Here is a 20,808-nt window from a genome sequence, read left to right as displayed (position 1 = left end):
AATGCCGACTTCTCGCCATAAAAAAAACACTCCCCAATCAGATAAACAGATTTGTTATTTTATCTGTCTACCTATTGGGGAGCATATCAAATCGTAAAAGATTGAGTTCGTCTTTTTTATTCGTTGATGAGTCCTTCACGGACCAAGAAGTCACGGGCGACTTTCTCGGGGCGTTGTTTCTCCACGTCCGCGAGGTAGTTCAGCTCTTGCATCACTTCGTCCGTGATTCTGCCGGACAGCAAGTTAAGCACGCCTTCGAGCTCGGGATGCTCGCGCAACGTGTCGCCGTTGATGAGCGGCACGGCGTAATACGGCGGGAAGAACTGTTGGTCGTCCTCGAGGACGACGAGTTCGAACCGTTTCAACAACCCGTCCGTCGAGAAGCCGTCAATCGCTTGGCTCTCACCGTTCATGAGCGCCGTATAGCGCAGGCCGCCATCGACCGGATTCACATCTTTAAAGCGGAGCGGATATGTCTCTTTCAAGCCGAGATACCCGTCCTCGCGGTTCGAGAACTCGATTGTCGGGCCGAAGACGAGCTCGTCGCTGACGGCGGCGAGGTCCGAGATGCTCTCTAGTGCATAACGGTCCGCGTCTTCTTGTTTGACGGCGATCGCGTATGTGTTGTTGAATCCGATCGGGTCGAGCGTCTGGACGTCGAAACGTTCCTCAATCTGTGGTTTGACGCTCGCGTAGACGGCGTCGGGATCGTTGTCGACCGCTTGGTTCAACACGTCGACCGACAGGGTGCCGGTGTATTCGACGTATGTGTCAATCTCCCCGGTGCGGATGGCGCTGAACGCGACTTGCGTCCCGCCGAGGTTCAGTTGTCGGCGAACGTTCAAGTCGGTCTCTTCTTCAATCAAGTCGGCGACGATATTTCCGAGAATGAGTTGTTCGGTAAAGTTCTTCGAGCCGACGACAATCGTATCGTCTTCACGCGTGAACGCGTAAATCGAACCGCCGAGGAGAAGCGCGAACGCTGTCGCGATGACGAAGGCCGGTTTTACGACTTTCTTCGATCGGCGCGTCTTCTTCTTCATGCGGCCGTCGGCGAGGACGATGCCGTTCGGTGCGACTTTATACTCGATACGGCTGACGACGAAGTCGATCAACAAGGCGAGAAGACCAGCTGGGATGGCCCCGGCGAGAATCTGGTTGTTGTCGACAGTCTGAATCCCGGCGAAGACGAGATAGCCGAGTCCGCCAGCCCCGACGAACGCCGAGATTGTCATCAGTCCGACGGCCGTGACCGCAGAAATGCGAATACCGGCCATGATGATCGGTAAGGCGAGGGGTAACTGAATCTTACTTAAAATCTGGCGATCGGTCAGGCCGATCCCTTTGGCCGATTCGAGCGTGTCACCAGGAATGCTCGACAGTCCCGTATACGTGTTCTTCACGATCGGGAGGAGCGAGTAGAGGACGACCATGATGATCGCCGGCGTCGACCCGATGCCGATGAACGGGATTAGAAAACCGAGGAGTGCGAGACTCGGGACGGCCTGGACGACGCTCGTCAAACCGAGTACGGGCTTCGCGAGCCGCGGCGTCCGTAAAATCAAAATGCCGAGCGGGACACCGAGCAAGACCGCGAGCGAGACCGCAAAGACGGTCAACTGTAAGTGTTCGAGTAAGAGCGTCCCGATTTGGTCGGTGTTGCTCGCAAAGTAATTGAAAAATGATTGAATCGTATTCATTTCGTTTCCTCCTCTTGCATGAACTGCTCACTGAGGACGGAAAGCAAGCTGCTGCGTGTGATGAGTCCGTTTAACATCGGGCCGGTGACGACGGGGAGATAGCCTTGGTCGGTCTCGTTCATGACGGCCAAAATGTCGAGGAGCGAGTCCTCGCTTGAGACGTAGGCGTAGTCTTTGTTCATGACTTCCTCGAGCCGCTTCGTCTTGTCTTGAATGCCGTGGACGTCTTTAAGTTTGATGAGCCCTTCAAGTGTCCGGTCACGGTCGGTGATGAGTAGGCTGTCGACCTTGCGCGAACGCATAATCTCAATCGCCTGGAGCACCGTCCGTTTGCCGCTAATCGACACCGGGTCGGTGATCATGATGTCTTTCGCCTTGATGTATTCCGGGCTGTTCCAAATTCGGTTCTTCCCAATGAACGACTCGACATAGGCGTCTTTTGGGTTACGCAGAATCTGTTCCGGCGTATCGAATTGGACGATTTCTCCGTCGCGCATGATACAAATGCGATCAGCCAGCTTGATCGCCTCATCCATATCATGGGTGACGAAAACGATAGTTTTCTTCACTTCTTCTTGGAGGTTGAACAGTTCTTCTTGTAGGTCGTTTCGTGTGACAGGATCGAGGGCGCTGAATGGTTCATCCATCAAGATGACCTCGGGGTCGTTCATGAGGGCGCGGGCAAAGCCGATACGCTGTTGTTGACCACCGCTCAGCTCGCTCGGATAGCGGTCGATGAATTGGTCGGGGTCGAGTCCGACCATACGGAGGAGGTGCTCGGTACGAGCGTCCATGTCCTGCTCGGCATGGCCTTCAAGACCCGCAATCAATTGGATATTCTCGCGAATCGTCATGTGCGGGAAGAGGCCGGTCTGTTGAATGACGTAGCCCATCTGGCGCCGCAGTTCAATCGGGTCCATCTTGCGGGTGTCTTGACCGTCCACGATGATCGTGCCTTCAGTCGGCTCAATCAACCGGTTGATCATTTTCAGCGAGGTTGTCTTCCCGCAACCGGAAGGTCCGATAAAGACGACGAGCTCACCTTTGTTGATCGTCAGGTTCATCTCTTTCAAAACGGTCGTCTCTTTGAACGTTTTTTTCACGTTTTTAAATTCAATCATCAACTCAACTCTTTCCTAAAATTATTTTCACATAACCTTTATGTTCCCTTGTTATGAAGATGTAAACATCTTTTTCTGAAAATAAGGTTTGAAACGACTGGAAAACGGGATAAGATAAAGTTGACCTGCACGAAAAAGGAGCGGCGCCCGTAGGCGTCGCTCCTTTTCTCGTTAAGATTACTTCCGTTTCATCACGTTGCGTGAAATCAGTTTCTCGAGTTCGATGATGAAGAACACGGCGATACCGAAGACGAACGGGATGATCCAGTCGCTCGCGGCGATTGGCGTCGTGCCGAACGCGGTGTTCATGAACGGCACGTACGTGATGAACAGCTGGAGCACGATGAGCGCCCCTGACACGTAAAACGCGATCGGGTTCTCGAAGAACGAGCGGTTGAGGGCCGGTTCGGTCTCGACCCGGACGTTGAACAAGTGGAACATCTGAGCGATGACGATCGTGTTCAGCGTCATCGTGTGGATATATTCGACACTATAGTCACCGGCGTTCATATACAGGTTGTAGACGAGCGTCCCGCCACCGATGATGAGGGAGACGAGCAAGATCCGGAAGATATAGTACCGGCTCAGAAGCGGCGTCTTCTTCGGACGCGGCGCCCGTTTCATCGTCGACGGCTCGAGCGGCTCGAACGCGATGGCGAACGAGAGGGTGATGGCGACGACCATATTCACCCACAATATTTGTAGCGCCGTGAGCGGGAGCTGTGTGCCAAGGAAGATACTCATGAGGAGCACGAATCCTTGCGCCCCGTTCGTCGGCAAGATGAAGAGAATCGTCTTCTTCAAATTGTCATATACACGGCGACCTTCTTTGACGGCTTTGAAGATCGTGTTGAAGTTATCGTCGACAAGCACCATCTCGGCCGCTTCTTTCGATACTTCCGTCCCTTTGATTCCCATGGCAACACCGATGTCAGCGCGGCGGAGGGCAGGGGCGTCGTTGACACCGTCACCGGTCATGGCGACGATATGATCTTGCGTCTGGAGCGCCTTGACGAGACGCGTCTTGTTCTCGGGGCTCGTCCGGGCGAAAATGTTGTACTGCCCGACGACGTCCGCGAGTTCCTCGTCCGTCAAATCGTCAATCTCGGTCCCTTGAAGTGCGCCGGCTTCTGTCGAGATGCCGAGCTCGTTTCCGATGGCGATGGCCGTCTCTTTGTGGTCACCGGTAATCATCTTCACTTGGATACCGGCCGATTGACACTCATTGACCGCCTCGATCGCCTCGGGACGCGGTGGGTCCATGATGCCGATGAGCCCGAGGAATTCGATTCCTTCATATAAGTCGTCATGGTCAATCTTCTCTTTTGATGTGTTGAACGTGCGTTTGGCGACACCGATGACACGTTGCCCTTTTTTAGCGAGGTCGGTCATCTTCTCTTCCCACATCTCTGTCGGGAAGTTCGAGTCACTCGCCTCGGCCATCGAGAACAAGCGGTCCGGTGCACCTTTCAAGTACATGACGTGCGCTTCGTCACGTGGCGAGAGTGTCGCCATATATTTATGCGCCGAGTCGAACGGGATCTTCGAGATGACGCGGAGCGGTCGAATCGACTCTTCTGCTTTCTCTCCGAGCGTGAGCAAGCAGCCTTCCGTCGGGTCGCCCGTGATCATCCATTGCTTCGACTCTTCGTCGAAGAACAAGTCTGAATCGTTACACGTCACACCGGCAAGGAGAATCTCATTGAGAATCTCGTCTTGCTTGTTCGAGTAGACGTCGTTTTCAAATTCAATGCGACCTTCCGGCGCGTAACCCGAACCGGTCACACGGAGCGTGCGGTCAGCGAGTTGGATGTTCTGCACCGTCATCTCATTTTTCGTCAACGTCCCGGTCTTATCGGAACAGATGACTGATACGGCACCGAGCGTCTCGACGGACGGCAAGTTTTTGACGATCGCCTTGTTGTCTGCCATCTGGCGGACTCCGAGGGCGAGAATGATGGAAATGATCGCCGGTAGTCCTTCCGGAATGACGGCGACGGTGAGACCGATGACCGCGAGCAACAGCTCGACCGTCTCATAGTCACGCAAGAAGTAGCCGAAGATGAAGGTGAACACGGCGACACCGGCGATGACACTCGCAACGGTCTTCCCGAAGCGTTGCGTCTGCTGGATGAGCGGTGTTTGCACTTTCTCGACTTCGGCGATGGACGCGTTGATTTTACCGAGTTCGGTCTTCGAACCGGTCGCGATGACGATTCCGCTACCTGTACCGGCAGCGACCGACGTCCCGGAGAACGCCAAGTTCGTCCGGTCACCGAGACCAATTTTCTCTTCGAGTGGGTCGAGCGTCTTGTCGACGGTGATTGCTTCACCTGTCAAGGCCGACTCCTCGACTTTCATGTTCTCCGCCGTGATGAGGCGAAGGTCGACGGGAATCTTATCACCCGGTTTTAAATAAACGATGTCACCTGGGACGAGGTACTCGGCCTCGATCTCCTTGCGCTTGCCGTCACGACGGACAAGGGCGGACGGGGACAACATGTTCTTAATCCCTTCGAGTGCCTGCTCAGCCTTGTTCTCTTGCAGGTAACCAATAATCCCGATGATGAGGACGACGAGCGCGATGACGCTCGTGTCGAGCCAATAGCCGAGTACGGCCTTAATCACGGCGGCGGCCAACAGGACGTAAACGAGAACGTCATTGAACTGTCGTACGAATTTCAGCCACTTCGGGTCTTTCTTTGGCTCGGGAAGGACGTTCTTCCCGTGTTGTTCGATTCGTTCTGTCGCTGTCTCCTCACGTAACCCTTGATCGATATCGGTATCGAGATGGTCCTCGGTCTCGTGAATCGATAGCGTATGCCACTGCCTCTCTTCCATTTGAAAACCCCTTTCCCTGTTTACACATTTCGACAGACTGGTAGAACCGTCTATATTTTATTCTTACCCATGTGAAAAAGTGTGTAAACTTTAATTCTATGTGAAATCTTCGTAATTGTGAAGTATGTGTGAATCCGAGAAGGGAAATGTATGGGACGACAAAAAAGGAGGAGAGCGTGTGCTCTTCTCCTTTACGTATTCGGTAACGCCTCCGCCAATAAATCGGCTAAATGGACGGCCCGCATCGAGTCGGTCCCGTGTTCTTGGATGCCGAGCTGTATTTGCAGATGACAGCCCGGGTTCGAGGTCACAATCGTCTGGGCGGCCGTGTCCCGGACGTGGCCCATCTTCATCTCGAGGATATCGTTCGCGATGATGGGTTGGAGTAAGTTGTACACGCCAGCCGAGCCACAACAGTGATCGGCGTGGCGTTGTTCGACGTACGTCGTCCCTTGAATCGCTTGGAGTAAAAGTCGCGGGGCGAGCGCGCCTTGTTGCACGTTCCGGAGATGGCACGAGTCTTGATACGTGATGACTTGCCTCGGCAATGTGAGTGTGACCCGGTCGAGGAAGCCGACCTCAATCAAAATCGAGGCGAAGTCTTTCACTTTCGCCTTGAAACGCTCGGCGCGCGCGAGCCAGGCGGGATCTTGTTTCAACAGATGGTCGTAACCGAGCAGGAACGCCCCACACCCGCCCGCGTTCGTGATGACGTAATCGACGTCGAGTGCTTCGAACGCCTCGATGTTTTGTTTCGCGAGTCGGACGGCCCCGGCTTGTTCGCCGGCGTGTCCGTGCAGGGCACCGCAACATTGTTGGGTGTCCGGGATGACGATGTCACAGCCCGCTGCCTGGAGCAACTTCATCGTGTTCGCATTCGTCTCGTAGAACATCGTGTCCATCAGACATCCGCTGAAGAAGGCGACCCGGGCCGTCGGTTGACCCGTCGCCTTCAATCGTTCCGGACGACGACGTCGTTCCGTCTTCGGTGGGACCGGTGGCAAAATCGCCTCCATCTTTTGGAGCTGGTCCGGGAACCAGTCGAGGATGTGCAGTTTCCGCGTGAGCGTCTGCACACCGGACTGTTGATAAAAACGAAGGAAGCCTGTCGCCGTCTCCATGTTCGCCTTGTTCATGAACAAGCCGTCGAACACGACCTTGCGGATGACGCGCTCCCGGACGTCCATTTGGCCCGTCGCCCGTTTGTGCTCGGTGATGGTGGCCCGCGCATCTTCTAACAAGACGCTATAACGGACCCCGGCCGGACAAGCCGGTTCGCAGGCGAGACAGCCGAGACATTCGTTGAGCGTCTTCTCGACGCCGGCGTCGGGTTCGATCAAGCCATCGACGACGCCTTTCATGATGGCGATGCGGCCGCGCGGGGAGGCCGTCTCGTCTTTCGAGCGGATATACGTCGGGCACGTCGGGAGACAGAAGCCGCAGCGCATGCAGCCGAGCAGTTCCTCGTAATCGAGCTTGTCGGTCATGCGCGTCGTGAGTTGTTCAGACTGTCTCATACGCCGCCTCCTTGCACGAGCCGTTTTTTCGCTGCCTTCGCGAACATCTTTTGCGGGTTCATGATGCCGTGCGGGTCAAAGGCGAGCTTTATCCCTTTCATGACACCGATGCCGGCCGCACCTAGTTTCCATTCGAGATATGGCGCCTTCATCACCCCGACGCCATGCTCGCCTGTGATTGTCCCGCCGAGGTCGAGCGCGGCAGCGAAGATGTCCGCGAACGCGGCTTCGACACGCTCCATCTCTTCATGGTCCCGGGCGTCGGTCGCGACGGTCGGGTGCAGGTTGCCGTCACCCGCATGGCCGAACGTGGCGATTTCGATTTCATACTTTCGGCCGATTGCCTCGATGCGCCGGACCATCTCCGCGATTTCGCTCCGAGGGACGGTCGCATCCTCTAAAATCGTCGTCGGGCGAAGACGGGCGAGTGCGGACAACGCCGTCCGTCTCGCATAACGGAGCGTCTCCGCGTGCAGCTCGTCTCGGGCGACTTCGACGAGTGAGGCCCCTTCGGCGAGACAGATGGCGTGCATCGCCTCGATATCGCGGCGCACGATCTCCTTCGGGCCGTCCTGTTCCAATAGAAGCAAGGCACCGACATCGGTCGGTAATCCGATGTTCGCGTACGCCTCGACGACCTCGATCGTCTTCTTGTCCATGAACTCGAGCGTCGCCGGGATGATGCGGCTCTCGATGATGCGGCTCACCGTCCGCGCCGCCCCGTCCAAGTCGCTGAAATGGGCGAGCATCGTCCGCTTCGTCTTAGGGAGCGGGATGAGTTTGAGTGTCGCCTTTGTGATGACGGCGAGCGTCCCTTCAGATCCGACGAGGAGGCGCGTCAAGTCGTAGCCGGCGACGTTTTTCGCGAGTTTCCCACCCGTTTTGAGAAGCTCGCCGTTCGGGAGCACCGCTTCGAGGGCGAGTACGTAGTCGGCGGTCACTCCGTACTTTAGACCGCGCAAGCCCCCGGAGTTCTCGCTAATGTTGCCGCCAATCGTCGAGATCTTCATCGAGCTCGGATCGGGCGGATAGAACAGTCCCCTCGCCTCGACCGCTTCGATGAGATGACCGGTGATACAACCCGGTTCGACCGTGACGGTCAAGTTTTTCTCGTCAATCTCGAGGATCTGGTCCATATGACGGAAATCCATGACGAGTCCGCCGGCGAGCGGTGTCGTCCCGCCGGCCAAGTTCGTCGCCGAACCCCGGGGGATGACCGGGACGCGATGCGTATGGCACAGTCGCAGGATGGTTTGGACGTCTTCCGTCGAACGCGGGGCGACGACGGCGTCGGGCATGGCTTGATAATTCGGGGTCGCATCGAACGAATAGGCGAGCCGGGTCGTCGCGTCCGTGAAGACAATCTCGTCGCCGAGCTCGGTCTGTAAGTGGTTAATCCATTCCATTATGTATACCTCCTGACATGCCTCTAAGAGCGAGGATGCGGGCGCCGGTTCCGAAAGTCACAAAATCGACACAATTTTAGAGAGCGCTTACACGGTAATCGTAGCGATTTGAATTGGGATTGTCCACCTATTCTACGTTGATGGGAGGGGATTTCCAGCCTTTTTGTCGTCGGAAATTCGACTGTGACATTCCTCACGACAAATTCGGGCGAACCCCTCGACAGCGGAAAAAGGGTATCGGTATACTAAAACAGGACGTTGTAAACGATTTCAAAATCGGGTCAACTTCCGTTTCAAAACCTTTTGTGAACGTGGGTCGTTTGCCGTTGTATTTTCCAAAACGTGGAGGTATAACTGAACTATTCTTCATCTTGTTCGTTTTGTGAAATGTTATCAATTCAACATTTTTATTTCACCATTTCTTCATACTTTTTTAAAATTTATCGATTTTAATTTAGTTTGTGAAGTGCGTAAAAGCCTTGATACGACTTGATTTAAAGCGCTTTTATAATTGTGAAATTCATTGACTTCTTATGCCATTTCCATTACTCTGAACTTGTGTGACTTTTGATGGTCACGCGAGTGTGAATCGACAAGATGAAGGACGAGCTTCCTAGAGAGAAAGGGGAGAATAGGATGGCGAAAAAAGACAATCGTTACCTATCCTACGCCTCGCTCGCCTCGCAAATCTCGACCGCGCTTGCAGGACCGATCGTCATCGGTTATCTCGTCGGCCAATACGGAGCGAGACGTGAATTCTGGGGTACGTTTGGTTGGAATGTGTCGGTGCTTCTCGGCATGGCGTTCGGGATCACGGCGCTTGTTCTCACCCTTCGAAGTTTATTGACAGGAGAGGACGAATGAATCTACAACAAGTGCAAGCAGACAGAAAAGCACAGAAAGAGCTGATGAAGCGTTACACGAAGTGGTTTATCGGATGGTTCGCCATTCTCCTCCTCGGTGCATTCATCATCCCTATGTACAAACCGGTCTTTCTCGGGTTGTTTCTAGGCGGGGTCGCCAGTCTCATCATTCTACATATGCAGAATCGAAGCGTCATACGGATGTTTGACGTCATCGAACATGGACGACGCCCGAAATCGCACGGGACTGTTTCAAGAATGGCAGTCGGTGCGTTAGCCGTGATAGTCGGCCTCTTCTACGAGGATCGAGTATCGCTGATTGCGGTGGTAACTGGTCTAATCGCCGGCCACATCATACAATTTGGCGAGTTCACACTTGCCCAGCTCAGCAGGAAAAGAGGTGAATACTAATGGGTCATGAGTTTCCCACCTATTCTCTACAACTTGGAGATTACACGCTTTATGGGAGCTGGACGAACGTCATTACGGTGCTGATCGCTTCACTGCTCGTCTTCACGTTCGCCGTCTGGGGAACACGACGCTTGGCAATGAAGCCGACTGGCAAACAGAACTTCATGGAGTTCTTTGCAGAATTCGTACGCGGGGTCATCTCGAGTGCGATGGACTGGAAGACAGGGGGACGCTTTATCTCGTTCGGGATGACATTGATTTTGTTCATTCTATTCTCAAACTTGATGGGTCTACCGTTTAACGTCATCTCCGGCCACTACTTATGGTTTAACTCGCCGACAGCCGACCCGTATGTCACATTGGCGTTGTCGACACTCGTCGTTGCAATGTCGCACTACTACGGCGTGAAGCTGCACGGGTTGAAGCACTATTCGGCAGAGTTCGTCAAACCGGTCTGGTTCTTATTGCCGATCAAGCTTATCGAGGAGTTCGCGAACACCTTGACGCTCGGTCTGCGTCTTTACGGTAACATCTTTGCCGGTGAAATCATGATTACCATCATCTTGGGACTCGCAATTACGGCGCAAGGGGCACTAAATCCGCTCGGTGCTGTGTTCGCAATCTTCCCAATGATTTTATGGCAAGGTTTCTCAATCTTTATCGGGGTTATCCAATCCTACATTTTCCTGACGCTTGCAATGGTGTACATCGGGCACAAGGCTTCAGCCGAGCATTGATTCGCCTTCGTCAAAGCGTTGAACACAAAAAACTATTTACTTAACTTTTAGGAGGAATATACACAATGGAACAAATGAATCTTCTTGCAACAGCACTCGTTATCGGTCTTGGAGCACTCGCAGCAGGTATCGGTAACGGTCTCATCGTATACGGTACAGTACAAGGACAAGCACGTCAGCCAGAACTCAAAAACGAACTTCGTCAAACAATGTTCATCGGTATCGGTTTGGTTGAGGCCCTCCCGATCATCGGTGTGGCTGTCGGTTTCCTTCTCCTCAACTCTTGATTCCGAGTTAACGAGAAAATTGGAAGAGGGAGCACGTCTCCCTCACTTATTTAGTCAAGAGGAGGGTATGCATGGATACGATGATGATTGCAGCTGGTGCTGGCGGTGAAGGCCTCCGCATCCTGGATATGATCTTTACACTTTTCACATTCCTCGTACTCTTGGCCCTGTTGAAGAAATTTGCTTGGGGACCACTCCTTGGAATGATGAGACAGCGTGAAGAGTATGTAGCGAACGAAATTGAGCTCGCTGAAAAGAGCCGCAAAGATGCGGAAACTTATGTCGTCGAACAACGTGAAGCGCTCAGCGCGGCACGTACGGAATCGAAAGAAATGCTCGATTCAAGTCGTCGTCAGGCTGAAGCAGAACAAGCACGCTTGGTGGAGCAGGCGCGTTTGGAAGCCGAACAAATTAAAGTCGAGGCTGAGAAAGCGATCGAGCGCGAGCGTGAGCTTGCGAAACAATCGCTTCAGACGGAAGTCGTCACACAGGCGCTTTCGGCAGCACGCCACGTCCTTCGTACGGACCTTAAAGGGGACGAAGCGAAACAACGTGCCCTCGTCACAGACTTCCTGTCAAAAGCGAAAGGTGCTAACTAATGAACGCATCTCTAGCAAAACGCTATGCTAAAGCGCTCTTCGACTTAGCGCGGGAACAAGGCACGCTCGACCAAGTCGAAGCGGAAGTGCGTCTGCTCGATGAAGTGCTCCACGCGACACCTGAATTGATGGATCTCTTAACGAATCCGGCAATCAGCGACAGCGAGCTTGCACAGCTTTTGAAAGATAGCTTTGGTGATATGACGACAATCGTCGTGAACACACTTCTCGTCATGGTCGAGAACGACCGTGCGAGCGAAGTTCGCGCGTTGCCGCGTTACGTCCGCGAATATGCGAACGAGTTCCGCGGTATTGCAGAGGGGTTCGTCACGAGCGCCTATCCATTGTCGGCAACGGACTTAAAAGAAGTCGAACTCGTCTTCGGTCAGAAGGTGGGCAAGACGCTTCAATTACAGAATGTCGTCGACGAAGAGGTCATCGGTGGACTCCGCGTCCAAATCGGTTACACGACGTACGATGACACAATCGAAACCAAACTGACACGCCTCGAGCGTGAATTGTTGAATGCGTAAGAAATAGGGGTGAATTCAATGACGATCAAAGCTGAAGAAATTAGCGCCCTGCTAAAAGAGCGAATCGCTTCGTACGGCTCTGAAATCGAAGTCAGTGAGACAGGTACAGTCATTCAAGTAGGTGACGGGATCGCACGTGCACACGGACTCGATAACGTTATGGCCGGGGAACTCGTTGAGTTCTCAAACGGCGTAATGGGCTTGGCGCAAAACTTAGAAGAAGGTAACGTCGGGATTATCATCCTTGGCGACTATAAAGGCATCAAAGAAGGCGACTCGGTTAAACGTACGGGCCGCATCATGGAAGTACCGGTCGGTGAGGCGCTCCTCGGACGCGTCGTCAACCCGCTCGGACAACCGATCGACGGTCTCGGACCGATCGTGACGGACAACTACAACCCGATCGAGCGCAAAGCTTACGGCGTTATGGCCCGTAAGTCGGTTCACGAACCGCTCCAAACTGGGATTAAGGCGATTGACGCCCTCGTACCAATCGGTCGCGGACAGCGTGAGCTCATCATCGGTGACCGTCAGACTGGTAAGACTTCGGTCGCGATCGATGCGATCATCAACCAAAAAGAAGAGAACATGATTTGTATTTACGTCGCGATCGGTCAGAAAGAATCGACTGTCCGTGGCGTAGTTGAGACGCTCCGTCAAAACGGCGCCCTCGATTACACGATCGTCGTTTCGGCATCGGCTTCACAGCCGGCCCCGCTTCTTTACCTCGCACCGTTTGCTGGGGTATCGATGGGTGAGTACTTCATGGACCGCGGACGACACGTCCTCGTCGTGTATGATGACCTCTCGAAACAAGCGGCAGCTTACCGTGAGCTCTCGCTTCTTCTCCGTCGTCCTCCAGGCCGCGAAGCCTACCCAGGTGACGTCTTCTACCTCCACTCACGCCTTCTTGAGCGTGCGGCGAAGTTGAACGACGAACTCGGTGGCGGTTCGCTTACAGCCCTTCCGTTCATCGAGACGCAAGCGTCGGATATCTCGGCGTACATCCCGACGAACGTTATCTCGATCACAGACGGTCAAATCTTCCTTCAGTCGGACCTCTTCTTCTCTGGGGTACGTCCTGCGATTAACGCCGGTCTCTCGGTATCGCGTGTTGGTGGTTCGGCTCAAGTGAAAGCGATGAAGAAGGTTGCGGGTACGCTCCGTCTTGACCTCGCGTCATACCGTGAGCTCGAGGCGTTCGCCCAGTTCGGTTCTGACCTCGATAAAGCGACACAAGCGAAGCTCAACCGTGGTCAACGTACCGTTGAAGTGTTGAAGCAAGACTTGAACGCACCGCTCTCGGTCGACAAACAAGTCATCATCATCTACGCGCTCACGAAAGGTCATCTCGATGACATCCCAGTCGAAGACATCCGTCGTTTCGAAAAAGAAATGAACGCATGGCTCGACCAAAACCGTGCAGACCTCTGCCGCGAAATCCGTCAAACAGGAAACCTTCCTGCTGACGAGGCGATGGTCGATGCAATTGCGGAATTCAAAAAGACGTTCTCGCCATCGGTTTAATCCGGTGACGAGCGTCTATTAAGGTGGTGAATCGAAATGGCATCATTACGTGAGATCCAGATGCGGATCACCTCGACCCAAAGCACAAAGCAAATCACGAAAGCGATGAACATGGTGTCGGCCTCGAAATTGAACCGTGCTCAAGGGAGCAACGCCAACTTCAAGCCGTACATGACCAAGTTGCAGGAAGTCATCTCGTCGATTGCCGGCGGTACTTCAGGTGCAACACACCCGATGCTTCAAGTCCGTCCCGTCAAACGGACCGGCTATATCGTCATCACGTCTGACCGCGGACTAGCTGGTGGATACAACGCCAGCGTCCTTCGTGACGTGTATCGCGAATTGAAGGCAAAACACGATTCAACGGACGAGTATCGTCTGTATGTGATTGGGAAGGTCGGCGTTCAGTTCTTCAAGGCACGGAACATTCCGGTGTACAGTGCGATGACAGGACTAAACGACCAGCCATCATTCATTGAAGTCGCAGAGATCGTCAAGCAGACGGTCGGCGCGTTCAGTGACGGCGAGATTGATGAATTGAAGCTTTGCTACAACTCATTCATCTCTGTTATCAGCCAAGAAGTGAAAATCGATCGACTGCTCCCGCTTGGGAATATCGAACAGACCGCATCGAATGTGATGTATGAATATGAACCAGAAGAAGAAACGATCTTAGCAGCGCTCCTCCCGCGTTATGCGGAAGGACTCATCTACGGCGCGCTCCTCGATGCGAAAGTATCGGAGCACGCGGCGCGGATGACGGCGATGTCGAACGCGACGGACAACGCGGATGAACTCATCCGTGGACTCAAGCTCAAGTTCAACCGCGCGCGTCAAGCGGCGATCACACAAGAAATCACAGAGATTGTCGGAGGTGCGGCAGCGCTTGAATAAGCGCTCGCCCTCTAGATTGTAGGAGGCTAACACGATGAACGAATACGGCATGAAAGGCCGCGTAGTCGCAGTCATGGGCCCAGTTATCGACGTTAAGTTCGACAACCACTTACCAAACATCTACAACGCCCTTAAAGTCACACACGTGGCGACATCGGCGGAAGATGTAAGTGTCGACTTGACGCTCGAGGTGGCGATTCACCTCGGTGATGACACGGTCCGTACGATTGCGATGGACTCGACGGACGGCGTTCGCCGCGGCATGGAAGTACTTGACTTAGGTTCACCGATTTCGGTACCGGTAGGGGAAGAGACGCTCGGTCGTGTCTTCAACGTTCTCGGTAACCCGATTGACGATAAAGAAGTATCCCCGACAGTGCGTCGTTCACCGATTCACCGTCAAGCACCGACGTTCGACGAGTTGTCGACGAAGGTTGAAATTCTCGAGACAGGTATCAAAGTCGTCGATTTGCTCGCCCCTTACATCAAAGGTGGTAAGATCGGTCTCTTCGGTGGTGCCGGTGTAGGGAAAACCGTCCTCATCCAGGAACTCATCAACAACATCGCGCAAGAGCACAGCGGGATTTCTGTATTCGCAGGAGTCGGTGAGCGTACGCGTGAAGGAAATGACTTGTTCCACGAGATGACGGACTCAGGCGTTATCAAACAAACAGCGATGGTATTCGGTCAGATGAACGAACCACCTGGCGCACGTCTCCGTGTTGCCTTGACGGGTCTTACGATGGCAGAATACTTCCGTGACGAGCAAGGACAAGACGTTCTTCTCTTCGTCGATAACATCTTCCGCTTCACACAGGCAGGTTCGGAAGTATCGGCCCTTCTCGGCCGGATGCCATCTGCCGTAGGTTACCAGCCGACACTCGCGACGGAAATGGGTATGCTTCAAGAGCGAATCACGTCGACAGCGAAAGGATCGGTCACGTCGATTCAAGCGGTCTACGTACCAGCCGATGACTATACAGACCCGGCTCCAGCGACAACGTTCGCTCACCTTGATGCGACGACAAACCTTGAGCGCCGTCTCTCGGAGATGGGGATTTACCCAGCCGTTGACCCGCTCGCTTCGACTTCACGTGCCCTCTCGCCTGACATCGTCGGACCAGAGCACTACGAAGTAGCCCGTGAAGTGCAGCAGACGCTCCAACGTTACAAAGAACTCCAAGACATCATCGCCATCCTCGGGATGGACGAGTTGTCTGAAGACGACAAGCTCACGGTTCACCGTGCCCGTCGCATTCAGTTCTTCTTGTCACAAAACTTCCACGTGGCCGAGCAGTTCACAGGCCAAAAAGGTTCGTACGTACCGGTTAAAGAGACTGTCCGCGGCTTCAAAGAGATCCTCGATGGAAAACACGATGATCTTCCGGAAGATGCATTCCGTCTCGTCGGTCCAATCGAAGACGTCATCGAAAAAGCGAAGACGTTGGTCTAAGACCTACGCGGAAGGGGGAAACTAGACGATGAATACTCTTCACGTCAACGTCGTCACCCCGGATGGCGCAGCCTATGAGGGCGAGGCGCGGATGGTGATCGCCAAATCGGTGACCGGTGAAATCGGTATCTTACCGAAACACATCCCGATGGTGACACCGCTCGACATCTCGATCCTCAAACTGCGCCACGAAGATGGTGGACGCACGCTGATCGCACTCAGCGGCGGTTTCATGGAAGTTCGTCCCGACACGGTGACGATCTTAGCTGAAACAGCCGAAATGGCGGATAAAATCGACTATGACCGTGCTTCAGCGGCAAAAGTTCGGGCCGAGCGTCGTCTTCAAGACACGAAAATCTCGGAAATCGAATTCCGCCGTGCGGAGCTCGCGCTCAAAAAAGCGATCAACCGCTTGAGCATTCGCGAAATGAAAGACTGATACGTTAACCTTCTCACTTCGGTGAGGAGGTTTTTTTGTCGTGTTCCTTCATTATAATAGGTCTAAAGTCTCGACGGGATTTGGGAAAAGCAGTAAACAAGCGGACGGCTCATGCCGATAATAAAGACGGGACTAAACAAAAGGAGAGCAAAGGGATGAAAGTTTACGTTGCGCGACAACCGATCTTTGATCAGAAATTACGCGTCTGCGGTTATGAACTGTTGTACCGCCGCAGCGAGAAGAATATATTCGAACACGTCGACGACGCGTTAGCGACCGCCGACGTGATTCATAACGCCTACCTCGTCTTCAACTTTCGGGAGTTGACCGAGGGGACGCGGGCGTTCATCAACTTCCCGCAAAACTTGATTGAAGGCGAAGTGCCGGCCTTGTTGCCGCGCCAGTCGCTCGTCGTCGAAGTGCTCGAACACGTCGAACCGACCGAGAAAGTGCTCGCCGCACTGCGCTCCCTCCGCCGAAAGGGCTATACGATCGCGCTCGACGACTTCGTGTTCGAGGAGAAGTACCGGCCCTTGATCGGTCTCGCTGACATCATCAAAATCGATTATCAGGCGACGCCCGTCGAGCAACAGAAGCGGCTCATCGACGCCCTCGGCCATCGCGTCGAATTTTTAGCCGAGAAAATCGAGACGCCGCTCGAGTACGAGACGGCGAAGCAGCTCGGCTATAAGATGTTTCAAGGCTACTTCTTCAGCAAGCCGACCGTCGTCCATGGCGCCGAGGTGCACCCGCTCCGGCACACGCTCGTCGAAGTGTTGAAGGAACTTGACCGTCCTGAGCCGAATTTCCGTCGGATTGCCGGTTTGATTGAGCGAAGCGTCGACTTGTCATACAAGATGCTGCGATCGGTCAACACGGTATACCAGAAAGGACGGCACACGATTCAGTCGATTGAACAGGCCGTCGCCCGCATCGGTCTCGATGAGTTGCGGCGCTGGTCGTACTTGATGCTCTTACGGGAGATGCAGACGTCTGAGTCGAAAGAATTGATTAAACAAAGCGTCATCCGCGGGAAGATGATGGAGTTGATCGCGGCCGATTCGACGCCTGAAGTGAAACCGTTCGATGCGTTCATCACGGGCATCTTCTCATCGCTCGACGTCATCTTGGACGAGACGATGACGTCTCTCGTATCGGAACTCCCGGTCGAACCGGTCGTCAAAGAGGCGCTCCTCGGGAAGCGGAACGCACTCCGTGGGTTGCTCGAGGCGGTGACGGCGTATGAACATTTGACGGTGCCGGTCGATGAGTCGGCGCCGGACTGGTCGCCTTACTATATCCAGGCGATCCGCTGGGCCCAAACGTTCGACGAAAAAAGTGAATAATGTTTGAAATATCGAAGGGACGTCAATTACTGTAGTAAGGCTACACGCCGATGACGTCCCTTTTTGTATGCGGTTCAAATGAGAAAGCGAGCTGATTCAATGAAACGAACCGAATCGTCCCGTTGAGGCTAAGTCTTTTTTTCTCTGTCGCGACATGCTATGATTAAAAATGGTACGAATTTTTGAAAAGAGGGGAATCGTCGATGCTAAACACCGTGTTATCGCTCGTCATTTATATCGTAGCGATTTACGTCGCGTGGTGGGCACTCATGCCAGTCAAATGGGACAAAGTGCTCAATCAAGTGAGGAGCCCGCAGGCAGCCGTCTTGCGCGTTCTCGTGGCCGTCGTCTTCGGTTCACTCATCGCCCAGTTCTTTTTGGAGTATATCCGATTGGCCCAGGCACTCGCACCATTACAGTGATGTTTAAAACCATTAACAAACTGTAATCCTGCTGTAACGATTCCTATATGTTTATCGTGTAGGATAAACTCGTCTGACATGCCGTTTTTCATCAGATTATTTTATTGCTATTATTCTTGATTCAAACCTGATGAAGGACGTCACGTTTCACAAACCATCATAGCAATCGACATAACCACATCCGGAAGTTGCGGATATCGACGTATAGAACACAAAATTAACGAAGTTGGAGGACAAAGAGAGATATGAAGGATTTGATTGTAGTCCGTGGAGGACGTAAATTGTCAGGTACTGTGCGTGTAGAAGGAGCAAAAAACGCCGTACTCAAAACATTGGTTGCCACTCTATTGGCGAGCGAAGGAAAATCGGTACTTCAAAACGTACCACGTCTCGCCGACGTATATACGATTAACAAAGTACTACGCCACCTCGGTGCAGAGGTCGCATTCGATGAAGCGAACAACGAAGTCACAGTCGACGCCTCGGGCACAATCAAAGACGAGGCACCACTCGAGTACGTTCGCAAGATGCGTGCCTCGATCCTCGTCATGGGTCCTCTTCTCGCTCGTCTCGGTCACGCGCGCGTCGCGATGCCGGGCGGTTGCTCGATCGGGTCACGTCCGATCGACCTCCACTTAAAAGGGTTCGAAGCGATGGGTGCGAAGACGGTCATCGGCAACGGTTTCGTCGAAGCGTCAGTCGACGGTCGCTTGAAAGGCGCGAAGATTTACCTCGACTTCCCATCTGTCGGCGCGACAGAGAACATCATGATGGCGGCGGTCCTCGCTGAAGGCACGACGGTCATCGAGAACGTCGCGAAAGAGCCGGAAATCGTCGACCTCGCGAACTTCTTGAACGGTATGGGCGCACACGTCCGCGGTGCCGGTACAGAGACGATTCGCATCGAAGGCGTGGAGAAGCTCCACGGTGCCGAGCACTCGATCATCCCGGACCGCATCGAAGCGGGCACGTTCCTCGTCGCAGGCGCCATCACAGGCGGCGACATCGAAGTCATCGGGGCAGAGCGTGAGCACCTTCGCCCGCTCATCTCGAAGATGGAAGAGATGGGTGTTCAGTTCGAAGACACAGCGGAAGGCATGCGCGTCATCGCGCCGGACGAGTTGAAGCCGGTCGATGTGAAGACGATGCCACACCCTGGTTTCCCGACTGACATCCAAGCACAAATGATGGCGCTCGTCTTAAAAGCTGGCGGCACATCAGTCATTACGGAAACGGTGTTTGAAAACCGCTTCATGCACGTGGAAGAGTTCCGCCGCATGAACGCAGACATCAAAATCGAAGGACGTTCCGCAATCATCAAAGGTGGCGTTCGCCTCCAAGGTGCCGAAGTCGTCTCAACAGACCTTCGCGCCGGTGCAGCACTCGTGCTTGCAGGCCTCATTGCCGACGAGGAGACTCGTGTCGGCGACTTATATCATATCGACCGTGGCTACGTCGACTTCCACAAGAAACTTCAAGCACTCGGTGCCGACATCGAGCGCATCGAAGGGACAGTCGAAGTCGCTGAAGAAATGGTCAACAACTAATTAATAGACTCATAGGAGCGAGGAGATTCTTCTCGCTCTTTTCAATGAAGTAATGAACGGAGGAACCTATACATCATGTTTTCAAAAGATATCGGGATTGATTTAGGAACAGCAAACGTCGTCATCCACGTCAAAGGCCGCGGCATCGTCCTTGACGAGCCATCAGTCGTCGCCATCAAACGCTCGACGGGGAAAGTCCTCGCCGTCGGCACAGAAGCGTACGAGATGGTCGGTCGTACACCAGGTGACATCGTCGCCATCCGTCCACTCCGTGACGGCGTCATCGCCGATTTCGCGACAACGGAAGAAATGCTCCGTCACTTCGTCGAAAAGATTCAAGTACGCGGTTTCTTCGGTGGGATTCGCATGCTCATCTGTACGCCGGCGAACGTGACGCCGGTCGAAGCGAAAGCGATTCGGGAAGCCGCTGAAAAAGCGGGCGCCAAAGAAGTGTTCCTCGCCGTAGAACCGAAAGCGGCAGCCGTCGGTTCGGGCATGGACATTTGGAAGCCGGTCGGCCACATGATCGTCGACATCGGTGGCGGGACGACGGACGTCGCGATTCTGTCGATGGGTGACATCGTTTGCGGTGAGACAATCAAAATCGCCGGTGATCGTTTTGATACGGATATCCTCCGTGCCATCAAAGACAAGCACAAACTCATCATCGGGGAACGGACGGCCGAGCAGATCAAGAAAGAGATCGCGACCGTCTTCCCAGGTGGACGCAACGAGACGATGGACATCCGTGGACGCGACATGGTACGTGGATTGCCGCGTACGGTGACGATCACGTCAGAAGAACTCCGTGAGGCGATGGCCGAATCGGCAAACGAGATCGTCGAGGCGACGAAGCGCGTCCTCGAACAGACGCCGCCGGAACTCGCGGCCGACATCATCGATCGCGGCATCATCATGACAGGGGGCGGCTCGCTCCTGCACGGCATCGACCAGCTCGTCGCCGAGCGTGTCGGGTTGCCGGTCATGATCGCCGAAGAGCCGACGCTCAGCGTCGCACACGGCACGGGCATCATGCTCGAACATTTGGATCGATTGAAATAAGCATATAAACAGCTCTTTATAACAAAGAGCTTTTGACGAATCGAATCGCTTTTCGTAGCGATTCGATTCGTCTTTTTTATTTCCACGGAAATGGATACACTGG

At 53.9% G+C, this 20,808-nt stretch carries 19 protein-coding genes; 14 read left to right on the top strand and 5 right to left on the bottom strand.

The genetic code is table 11. The annotated features are described in order from the left end of the window. Positions 1 to 116 precede the first annotated feature (116 nt). The 5 genes from KNP76_RS12320 to KNP76_RS12300 form a co-directional block, all read right to left on the bottom strand. On the bottom strand, positions 117 to 1,700 hold the full coding sequence (locus KNP76_RS12320) for an ABC transporter permease/substrate-binding protein (RefSeq protein WP_214844700.1): 1,584 nt from the start codon (positions 1,698 to 1,700) through the stop codon (positions 117 to 119). Further along, the gene (locus KNP76_RS12315; protein WP_211780458.1) at positions 1,697 to 2,821 is read right to left on the bottom strand and encodes an ABC transporter ATP-binding protein; all 1,125 of its coding nucleotides are present in this window, start codon (positions 2,819 to 2,821) and stop codon (positions 1,697 to 1,699) included. Before KNP76_RS12315 ends, KNP76_RS12320 begins: the two co-directional genes overlap by 4 nt. Positions 2,822 to 2,998: 177 nt before the next feature. Further along, the gene (locus KNP76_RS12310) at positions 2,999 to 5,662 is read right to left on the bottom strand and encodes a cation-transporting P-type ATPase (protein ID WP_214844699.1); all 2,664 of its coding nucleotides are present in this window, start codon (positions 5,660 to 5,662) and stop codon (positions 2,999 to 3,001) included. 191 nt (positions 5,663 to 5,853) lie between these two features. After that, complete coding sequence (locus KNP76_RS12305; protein ID WP_251137476.1) at positions 5,854 to 7,179, bottom strand: (Fe-S)-binding protein; 1,326 nt, start codon at positions 7,177 to 7,179, stop codon at positions 5,854 to 5,856. Beyond that, entirely contained in the window at positions 7,176 to 8,585 is a 1,410-nt protein-coding gene (locus tag KNP76_RS12300; RefSeq protein WP_214844698.1) for an FAD-binding oxidoreductase, read from the bottom strand. The genes KNP76_RS12305 and KNP76_RS12300 overlap by 4 nt, the downstream gene beginning before the upstream one ends. A 636-nt stretch (positions 8,586 to 9,221) precedes the next feature. On the opposite strand from KNP76_RS12300, the gene KNP76_RS12295 reads away from it, so the two are divergent. The 14 genes from KNP76_RS12295 to mreB all read left to right on the top strand — a co-directional run bounded on the left by KNP76_RS12295 (position 9,222) and on the right by mreB (position 20,705). Continuing rightward, the gene (locus KNP76_RS12295; RefSeq protein ID WP_034807360.1) at positions 9,222 to 9,449 is read left to right on the top strand and encodes a membrane protein; all 228 of its coding nucleotides are present in this window, start codon (positions 9,222 to 9,224) and stop codon (positions 9,447 to 9,449) included. Between the two features lie 11 nt (positions 9,450 to 9,460). After that, the gene (locus KNP76_RS12290) at positions 9,461 to 9,859 is read left to right on the top strand and encodes an ATP synthase subunit I (RefSeq protein WP_371816238.1); all 399 of its coding nucleotides are present in this window, start codon (positions 9,461 to 9,463) and stop codon (positions 9,857 to 9,859) included. Beyond that, the gene (atpB, locus tag KNP76_RS12285) at positions 9,859 to 10,596 is read left to right on the top strand and encodes a F0F1 ATP synthase subunit A (RefSeq protein ID WP_034814520.1); all 738 of its coding nucleotides are present in this window, start codon (positions 9,859 to 9,861) and stop codon (positions 10,594 to 10,596) included. Before KNP76_RS12290 ends, atpB begins: the two co-directional genes overlap by 1 nt. Positions 10,597 to 10,670: 74 nt before the next feature. Then, positions 10,671 to 10,883 carry a F0F1 ATP synthase subunit C gene (gene atpE / locus KNP76_RS12280; protein ID WP_024370837.1) on the top strand — a complete coding sequence of 71 codons (213 nt, stop codon included), beginning with the start codon at positions 10,671 to 10,673 and terminating at the stop codon, positions 10,881 to 10,883. 71 nt (positions 10,884 to 10,954) lie between these two features. Further along, positions 10,955 to 11,482 carry a F0F1 ATP synthase subunit B gene (gene atpF, locus KNP76_RS12275; RefSeq protein ID WP_034807356.1) on the top strand — a complete coding sequence of 176 codons (528 nt, stop codon included), beginning with the start codon at positions 10,955 to 10,957 and terminating at the stop codon, positions 11,480 to 11,482. After that, a complete protein-coding gene (locus KNP76_RS12270) occupies positions 11,482 to 12,015 on the top strand; it encodes a F0F1 ATP synthase subunit delta (RefSeq protein ID WP_034807354.1) in 534 nt (177 codons plus the stop codon). Before atpF ends, KNP76_RS12270 begins: the two co-directional genes overlap by 1 nt. Positions 12,016 to 12,033: 18 nt before the next feature. Beyond that, on the top strand, positions 12,034 to 13,542 hold the full coding sequence (gene atpA, locus KNP76_RS12265; RefSeq protein WP_211780461.1) for a F0F1 ATP synthase subunit alpha: 1,509 nt from the start codon (positions 12,034 to 12,036) through the stop codon (positions 13,540 to 13,542). Between the two features lie 36 nt (positions 13,543 to 13,578). Next, entirely contained in the window at positions 13,579 to 14,436 is an 858-nt protein-coding gene (gene atpG, locus KNP76_RS12260) for an ATP synthase F1 subunit gamma (protein ID WP_034807350.1), read from the top strand. Between the two features lie 34 nt (positions 14,437 to 14,470). Then, complete coding sequence (atpD, locus tag KNP76_RS12255) at positions 14,471 to 15,889, top strand: F0F1 ATP synthase subunit beta (RefSeq protein WP_305826035.1); 1,419 nt, start codon at positions 14,471 to 14,473, stop codon at positions 15,887 to 15,889. A gap of 28 nt (positions 15,890 to 15,917) precedes the next feature. Then, on the top strand, positions 15,918 to 16,328 hold the full coding sequence (locus tag KNP76_RS12250) for a F0F1 ATP synthase subunit epsilon (protein WP_024370831.1): 411 nt from the start codon (positions 15,918 to 15,920) through the stop codon (positions 16,326 to 16,328). Between the two features lie 155 nt (positions 16,329 to 16,483). Further along, positions 16,484 to 17,674: an EAL and HDOD domain-containing protein gene (locus KNP76_RS12245; protein ID WP_214844697.1), complete on the top strand. Its 1,191-nt coding sequence runs from the start codon at positions 16,484 to 16,486 to the stop codon at positions 17,672 to 17,674. 203 nt (positions 17,675 to 17,877) lie between these two features. Further along, positions 17,878 to 18,096: a DUF1146 family protein gene (locus tag KNP76_RS12240; RefSeq protein ID WP_034807340.1), complete on the top strand. Its 219-nt coding sequence runs from the start codon at positions 17,878 to 17,880 to the stop codon at positions 18,094 to 18,096. A 245-nt stretch (positions 18,097 to 18,341) separates the two neighbouring features. Then, positions 18,342 to 19,643, top strand: a complete 1,302-nt coding sequence (murA, locus tag KNP76_RS12235) for a UDP-N-acetylglucosamine 1-carboxyvinyltransferase (RefSeq protein WP_211780462.1) — start codon at positions 18,342 to 18,344, stop codon at positions 19,641 to 19,643. A gap of 75 nt (positions 19,644 to 19,718) precedes the next feature. Continuing rightward, on the top strand, positions 19,719 to 20,705 hold the full coding sequence (gene mreB / locus KNP76_RS12230; protein WP_034807334.1) for a rod shape-determining protein: 987 nt from the start codon (positions 19,719 to 19,721) through the stop codon (positions 20,703 to 20,705). Positions 20,706 to 20,808: the final 103 nt, after the last annotated feature.

The organism is Exiguobacterium sp. s150, from assembly GCF_018618435.1.
In the GTDB taxonomy this organism is placed as follows: Bacteria; Bacillota; Bacilli; order Exiguobacteriales; family Exiguobacteriaceae; genus Exiguobacterium; species Exiguobacterium alkaliphilum.
Note: the sequence above shows the minus strand (reverse complement) of the source record. Positions and strands in the feature narration are given on the sequence as shown.

Coding starts and splice junctions, on each gene's coding strand:
- KNP76_RS12320 (WP_214844700.1), bottom strand. CDS start 1,700: ATGAATACGATTCAATCATTTTTCAATTACTTTGCGAGCAACACCGAC.
- KNP76_RS12315 (WP_211780458.1), bottom strand. CDS start 2,821: ATGATTGAATTTAAAAACGTGAAAAAAACGTTCAAAGAGACGACCGTT.
- KNP76_RS12310 (WP_214844699.1), bottom strand. CDS start 5,662: ATGGAAGAGAGGCAGTGGCATACGCTATCGATTCACGAGACCGAGGAC.
- KNP76_RS12305 (WP_251137476.1), bottom strand. CDS start 7,179: ATGAGACAGTCTGAACAACTCACGACGCGCATGACCGACAAGCTCGAT.
- KNP76_RS12300 (WP_214844698.1), bottom strand. CDS start 8,585: ATGGAATGGATTAACCACTTACAGACCGAGCTCGGCGACGAGATTGTC.
- KNP76_RS12295 (WP_034807360.1), top strand. CDS start 9,222: ATGGCGAAAAAAGACAATCGTTACCTATCCTACGCCTCGCTCGCCTCG.
- atpB (WP_034814520.1), top strand. CDS start 9,859: ATGGGTCATGAGTTTCCCACCTATTCTCTACAACTTGGAGATTACACG.
- atpE (WP_024370837.1), top strand. CDS start 10,671: ATGAATCTTCTTGCAACAGCACTCGTTATCGGTCTTGGAGCACTCGCA.
- atpF (WP_034807356.1), top strand. CDS start 10,955: ATGGATACGATGATGATTGCAGCTGGTGCTGGCGGTGAAGGCCTCCGC.
- KNP76_RS12270 (WP_034807354.1), top strand. CDS start 11,482: ATGAACGCATCTCTAGCAAAACGCTATGCTAAAGCGCTCTTCGACTTA.
- atpA (WP_211780461.1), top strand. CDS start 12,034: ATGACGATCAAAGCTGAAGAAATTAGCGCCCTGCTAAAAGAGCGAATC.
- atpG (WP_034807350.1), top strand. CDS start 13,579: ATGGCATCATTACGTGAGATCCAGATGCGGATCACCTCGACCCAAAGC.
- atpD (WP_305826035.1), top strand. CDS start 14,471: ATGAACGAATACGGCATGAAAGGCCGCGTAGTCGCAGTCATGGGCCCA.
- KNP76_RS12250 (WP_024370831.1), top strand. CDS start 15,918: ATGAATACTCTTCACGTCAACGTCGTCACCCCGGATGGCGCAGCCTAT.
- KNP76_RS12245 (WP_214844697.1), top strand. CDS start 16,484: ATGAAAGTTTACGTTGCGCGACAACCGATCTTTGATCAGAAATTACGC.
- KNP76_RS12240 (WP_034807340.1), top strand. CDS start 17,878: ATGCTAAACACCGTGTTATCGCTCGTCATTTATATCGTAGCGATTTAC.
- murA (WP_211780462.1), top strand. CDS start 18,342: ATGAAGGATTTGATTGTAGTCCGTGGAGGACGTAAATTGTCAGGTACT.
- mreB (WP_034807334.1), top strand. CDS start 19,719: ATGTTTTCAAAAGATATCGGGATTGATTTAGGAACAGCAAACGTCGTC.